The following is a 5785-nucleotide window of genomic DNA, read 5'->3' as shown; positions in this document are numbered from 1 at the left end:
GCACAAGTTCGGGACGACGAAGTTCCCCGAGACGTACATCGCCGACCGCAGCGGAAAGGTGCTGTACCACCTCGCCAACGCGATCGACTGGGATTCGGCGCAGGTGACGGACAACATCGACGCGTTGATCAAACAGTAAGCGCGGCCATCCATCGAGCGGATACGCGCGTCCTCGACCGTCGTACTCCTCCGACCTACGCCACGGTACGGTGGCGGGGCGCAGACGGAAATCCGGCAACAATTCAGGAAACCGCCGCTCGGACGATGTTATGGGGTTCCCATTCGCGCTTCGCGTGCTAACTTCGTTTCAGGATCACGACCGAAGGGAAGGAGGTTGCCGATGACGTAATCGCGTACGGAGATCTTGCGGGGCGTTCTCGATAGAGCTTCTCCGCCGACAATTTTTCCCGCGTAGGAGATGTGGAAACCGGGTCGGCGAAGAAGCTCCATTACTCATCAATCCGGATTCCACGGGGTTTCATGAATAAACTGATCTTCAGTTTGGCGGGAGTGCTCTGTCTCACCGCCTTCCCGGCGTTCGCCGGCGATTCGTCGCGAAGCTCGATTCTGCAGTCGACGGCCACGACCGGAAACGGCGCACCGAGCGGCGCCCACTACAACCTGAACATCATCGGCGTGGAGAACCCGAAGACGGATCCCATGACCGGCGGCGACGGACACACGATTTCGTCGCGCTCGGCACCAAGAAGCCTTCCGATCCGGTCGAGAGCAACATCTGGCTGACCCAGGGTCCGTTCCAGGTCTGCGACGCCAACGGGTTCGATGCCGCGTACAACTGCGCCGGCGCGCAGATCGGCCGAGGCCAGAACGGCGCGGTTTTCCAGCTCCCGTGCAACACGCTCGTGACGACCGACTCCGGTTGCGTCAACGGCACCGTTCAGGAGGCCTACACCGTCTGGGCGCGCGCGCTCGGTCAACCGGGAGGCTCCGCGACGATGACGACCTGCGCCTACGACGACACCGGCGCGCTGATCTGCAATACCGGCGACAACGTCGTCTCTCTCAGCCGCGGGAGCGGAAAGCAGACCTTCCAGAACGTCACGACTCAGCTCACCAGTCTGCAGGACGTCTGCTTCGACCTCGGCGGGGTCCTCACGTGCGGCAACCTCTCCCTCTTCGACCCCGCTCTCCAGGACTACGTCTGGCAGTACAGCAACAACGGTCTGCGGCTGGCCCAGATCCGCTTCTACCCGCAGTAATGAACGTTTCGGTTTTCGGAGGGCGGGCGAAAGCCCGCCCCTTCCTCTTCCTCGGCGTCACGGGATGGCTTCTGGGCGCGGGGCTCGCGGTCGCGGCCCCGTCCGCCCCGACGGGCGCGATCGTGCCTCGACCGCGGTTCGACTTCGGGCGGGTGCGGCGCGGCGAGAAGGTCGTTCACGCGTTCGCCGTTCACAACTCCGGAAGCGCGCGTCTCGCGTTCACGGGCGCCGAACTGTCGATGCCGGGAATGACCTGCCGGACCTCTCCGCCGCTCGATCCGGGCGCGGACGGCACGATCACGATCGAATGGAAGACCGACCGCGTGCAGGGGACGGTCGACGGTGTGGCGCAGATCTCGACGAACGATCCGTCGGCGCCTCCGATCGCGCTCGCGCTTTCCGGCCGCGTCGAGGGGCCGCTCGAAATCGACCCGATGCCCGCCGTGTTCCTTTCGACGTTTCGCGGGGAGGATCTCCATCGGGACCTGACGCTCCGGGCGGAGAAGCCCGTCTCCCTTCGCCTCCTCTCCGGCGAAGGCGCCCACTTCCGGGCGAAGCTCGATCCGAGCGAAGCGGGGAAGAGCTGGCGGCTCGACGTCCGCGCCGCTCCCGATCTCCCTCCGGGACACTACGACGAAACCCTCGCGATCGACAGCGACGACTCCTCGATCGGCCGCGTCACGATTCCCGTCCACCTGTTCGTCAAGGCGGATCTTTACGCGAACCCGGACGACGTCGATTTCGGAAGCGTTCCTCTCTCCGCCCTGCGCCGGGGGCCCGGAGGAGATCCCCTTCTTTCGCAGAGCTTCTTCGTCAAGAAACGGTCGGGAACCTTCCGGATCCTCCGGATCGCGTCCGACGTCCCGGGGCTCGACCTGAAGGCCGATCCGGCCGGGAGTCCGAGCGCCTCGTTTCAGGTCGAGGCCCGATTCCGGCAGCCGGTCCGGCCGGGTCCTCTGGACGGGACGATCACGATCGAGACCGACGACCCGCGGTTCCGGATCGTGACGGTGCGCGTTCGGGGCCGGATCGCCGGGTAGTTCTCCTCCGCCGGACGCGCGGCATTCCGGCGCGATTCCTGCTCTAATTCGCCTCGCATGTCGTCGACCGACCTCGAATCGAAGGTCCGGGGAGTTCCCCCCGCGATGGCGGCGGCGGTCCCCTCCGGGCGCCGCCTCTTCCTGTTGTGCCTGAGCGCCCTCGGAGTCGTCTATGGAGACATCGGCACGAGCCCGCTGTACGCCCTGAAGGTGTGTTTTTCCGGTCTCCATGCGATTCCTCTCCGGCCGGAGAACGTCCTCGGCATCCTCTCGCTCGTTTTCTGGTCGCTCGTCGTCATCGTGACCGTCAAGTACCACGTGTACGTCCTGCGCCTCGACAACCGGGGAGAGGGCGGCATCCTGGCGCTGATGGGACTCGTTCGCGGGGGAAAGACGGGCCGCCGCGTCCGCATGTTCCTCGTCACCGTCGGAGTCTTCGGCGCGGCGCTGCTGTACGGTGACGGAATCATCACGCCGGCGATCTCGGTCCTCTCCGCCGTCGAGGGTCTCCACGTCGCCACGCCGGTGTTCGGAGCGGCGGTCGTGCCGATCACGGTCGTGATCCTCGTCGGACTCTTCCTTTTCGAGAAGCGGGGCACCGCATCGATCGGCCGCATCTTCGGCCCGGTGATGCTCGTCTGGTTCTCGACTCTCGCGCTGCTCGGGGTCAGCGGCATCCTCCGGCACCCCGGAGTCGTCGCCGCCCTGAACCCGGCGCACGCCGTGTCTTTCTTCGCGCGCAACCGCTTTCACGGGTTCCTCGTCCTCGGCGCGATCTTTCTCGTCGCGACGGGAGGAGAGGCTCTTTACGCGGATCTCGGCCATTTCGGGGAAAAGCCGATCCAGATCGACTGGTTCTCCTTCGTGGGTCCGGCGCTCGTCCTCAACTACTTCGGACAGGGCGCGCTCCTCATCTCGAGCCCCGCGGCCGCCGAGAACCCTTTCTACCTCCTCGCCCCCGGCTGGGCGCTCTATCCGCTCGTCCTGCTCGCGACGATGGCGACGATCATCGCGTCGCAGGCGATCATCTCGGGCGCGTTCTCCCTCACGCGCCAGGCGGTGCAGCTCGGCTACCTGCCGCGCGTCCGGATCGTCCACACCTCCCCCGAAGAGATCGGTCAGATCTACATCCCCGGCCTCAACTGGGTCCTCATGCTTTCGACGATCGGGCTGGTTCTCGGGTTCCGGACTTCGAACAACCTGGCCGCCGCTTACGGGGTGGCGGTCTCGATGACGATGGTGATCACGACGGTGCTCGCGTACTTCGTCGCGCGCGACCGTCTCCACTGGAAAACCGGCATCGCCTTCCTCGTCACGGTCCTCTTCCTCGTCTTCGACCTCTCGTTCCTCGGCGCGAACCTCGTGAAGGTCTGGAGCGGCGGCTGGTTCCCGCTCGTGGTGGCGCTCGTGGTCTTCGCGATCATGACGACCTGGCGACGCGGGCGGCGTCTGTTGAACGTCCAGCTCCGCCGCCGGCTCTGCGGCGTCGAGCAGTTCATCGCCGACGCGGAGAAGGGAAAGCCCGTGCGGGTGCCGGGGACCGGCGTCTACATGTCGATGATTCCCGACGTGATCCCGCCGGCGCTCCTGAACAACTTTCGCCACAACCACGTGCTCCAGGAGCAGGTCGTCCTGCTGACGATCCTGACCGAGGACGTGCCGCGGGTGCGTGAGCGCGAGCGGGTGAAGGTCGAGAAGTTCGCGAACGGATTCTTCCGGATCGTCATCCATTTCGGGTTCATGGAGGACCCCGACCTCATCCGGACCCTTCGGAAAGTGAAGGCTCCCGGGCTGGCGCTCGAGCTCTCCAAAGCGACGTTCTTCCTCGGGAAGGAAACGATCCTTCCCTCCGAGGAACATCCCGGAATGGCGCTCTGGCGCGAGAAGCTGTTCTCGATCATGTCGAACAACTCGCGAAGCGCCACGGCGTTCTTTTCGCTGCCGCCGGAGCAGGTGATGGAGATACGCGGCCAGGTCCAGATTTAGGGACCGCAAGCTCGCCTTCGACTCTTCCTGAATTCACACATGCCAGCGCATGTCCTGTGCGTCGCGGGCGATCCGCATCCCGTCGGGCTCGCGTCTCGCCGCGCTTCGGCGTGCGGTCGACCGGAGGCGCCGGATCCGGCGTCCCTCGTCATTGCCGGGCGCGCGGCGACGACGCCGTCTCCGGCTTCATGGGTCTGCCGCCGCATGCCGGCCGTGGCGTAATATCCCGCTCCCATGTCCGCCGCCGCCCGCTCTTCCTCCAGCTATTCCGCGGTGCTCCGCGAGAATCCCGACTTCCGGAGGATCTGGATCGGCCAGGTCGGGAGCCTGCTCGGCGACTGGTTCAACCAGGTGGCCGTGCTGTCGCTGCTCCTGCGCCTGACCGGTTCGGGGAGCGCGGCGGGAATCTTCTACGTCCTCCAGATGGTCCCCGTCTTCCTCGTGTCGCCGCTCGCGGGACGCGTGGTGGACCACCTGCCGAGAAAGCTCGTCATGATCGCCGCCGACGTCGCCCGCGCCGGCGTCGTCCTGGCGTTTCTCCTGGTGGACCGGCCGGGGCGGATCTGGATCGTGTACGCCGCGACCTTCGTCCAGATGGCGATCTCGTCGTTTTTCGAGCCGGCGAGGAACGCCGTGACTCCGCGTGTCGTGAGGCCCGAAGGGCTGGTCGCCGCCAATGCGCTGACGGCGACGACCTGGTCGGTGATGCTCGCCGCCGGAGCGGCGATCGGCGGACTCCTGACCGCGCTCTTCGGCGAACGGACGGCCTTCCTGCTCAACTCGGCGAGCTATCTCTGGTCGGCGTGGTTCGTGTTCCGCGCGGCGATCCCTCCGATCGAATCTCACCCCCATCCTTCCCAGCGGGGCTTCATCGCCGGCGTGCGCGAGGCGCTCCGCGCGCCGGCCCTCCTTCCGGTCCTCTGCTCGAAGGCTCTCCTCGGTCTCGCCGGCGGGACGGGGCTGGTTCTCGCGATCTGGGGCGAGCGCGTTTTCCGATTCGGGAAGACGGCCGCCGGAGGGATCGGGTTCCTGTTCGCCGCCCGCGGCATCGGGACGGGGATCGGGCCGTTCGTCGCGCGGCGGTGGGGAAGCACGCAGGGCCCCGCCGCGCGGCGGACGCTCGCCTGGGGATTCCTGGTCTGCGGAGCATTTCTCGCCGCGGCCTCGGTGGCGCATTCCGCTCTCCTCGCCTTCCTCCTCCTCGTCGGTTCGGGGATCGGGACCGCGATCACCTGGGTCCTCTCGACGGTGCTCCTGCAGCAGGAGACGAACGACCGCGTTCGCGGCCGCGTCTTCGCGGCCGACCAGGCGCTCGTGACGCTCACGATCTCGGCGTCGATGCTCGCGACCGGCAAGGCGCTCGATCACCCAGGCTGGACGCCCCGGGGGGTGGGCCTCGGAGTCTCGGTCGTGTATCTCCTGGGCGCGGGAATCTACGAGCTGCTGCTGATCCACGCACGCGCGAGGAGCCGGAGCGCGAGCGGGCCGGCCGGCCCGGTTTCGGCATAGCGGCGCCGCGGCCATCGTTCCCCTTGCTTT

At 66.8% G+C, this 5785-nt stretch carries 5 protein-coding genes; all 5 read left to right on the top strand.

The window, feature by feature from the left end; translation table 11 throughout:
- Window positions 1-480 precede the first annotated feature (480 nt).
- The 5 genes from VFS34_09885 to VFS34_09865 all read left to right on the top strand — a co-directional run bounded on the left by VFS34_09885 (window position 481) and on the right by VFS34_09865 (window position 5755).
- Complete coding sequence (locus VFS34_09885; protein ID HET9794761.1) at window positions 481-744, top strand: hypothetical protein; 264 nt, start codon at window positions 481-483, stop codon at window positions 742-744.
- 119 nt (window positions 745-863) lie between these two features.
- Window positions 864-1220, top strand: a complete 357-nt coding sequence (locus VFS34_09880; protein ID HET9794760.1) for a hypothetical protein — start codon at window positions 864-866, stop codon at window positions 1218-1220.
- Window positions 1220-2260: a DUF1573 domain-containing protein gene (locus tag VFS34_09875; protein HET9794759.1), complete on the top strand. Its 1041-nt coding sequence runs from the start codon at window positions 1220-1222 to the stop codon at window positions 2258-2260. Before VFS34_09880 ends, VFS34_09875 begins: the two co-directional genes overlap by 1 nt.
- Window positions 2261-2365: 105 nt before the next feature.
- On the top strand, window positions 2366-4246 hold the full coding sequence (locus VFS34_09870) for a potassium transporter Kup (GenBank protein HET9794758.1): 1881 nt from the start codon (window positions 2366-2368) through the stop codon (window positions 4244-4246).
- A gap of 234 nt (window positions 4247-4480) precedes the next feature.
- A complete protein-coding gene (locus VFS34_09865; GenBank protein HET9794757.1) occupies window positions 4481-5755 on the top strand; it encodes an MFS transporter in 1275 nt (424 codons plus the stop codon).
- The last annotated feature ends 30 nt before the right edge of the window (window positions 5756-5785 follow it).

The sequence above is a fragment of the Thermoanaerobaculia bacterium genome, from assembly GCA_035717485.1.
Classification (GTDB): Bacteria; Acidobacteriota; Thermoanaerobaculia; order UBA5066; family DATFVB01; genus DATFVB01.
The sequence above is the reverse complement of the archived record's forward strand: the minus strand, read 5'-3'. Positions and strand labels throughout refer to the sequence as shown.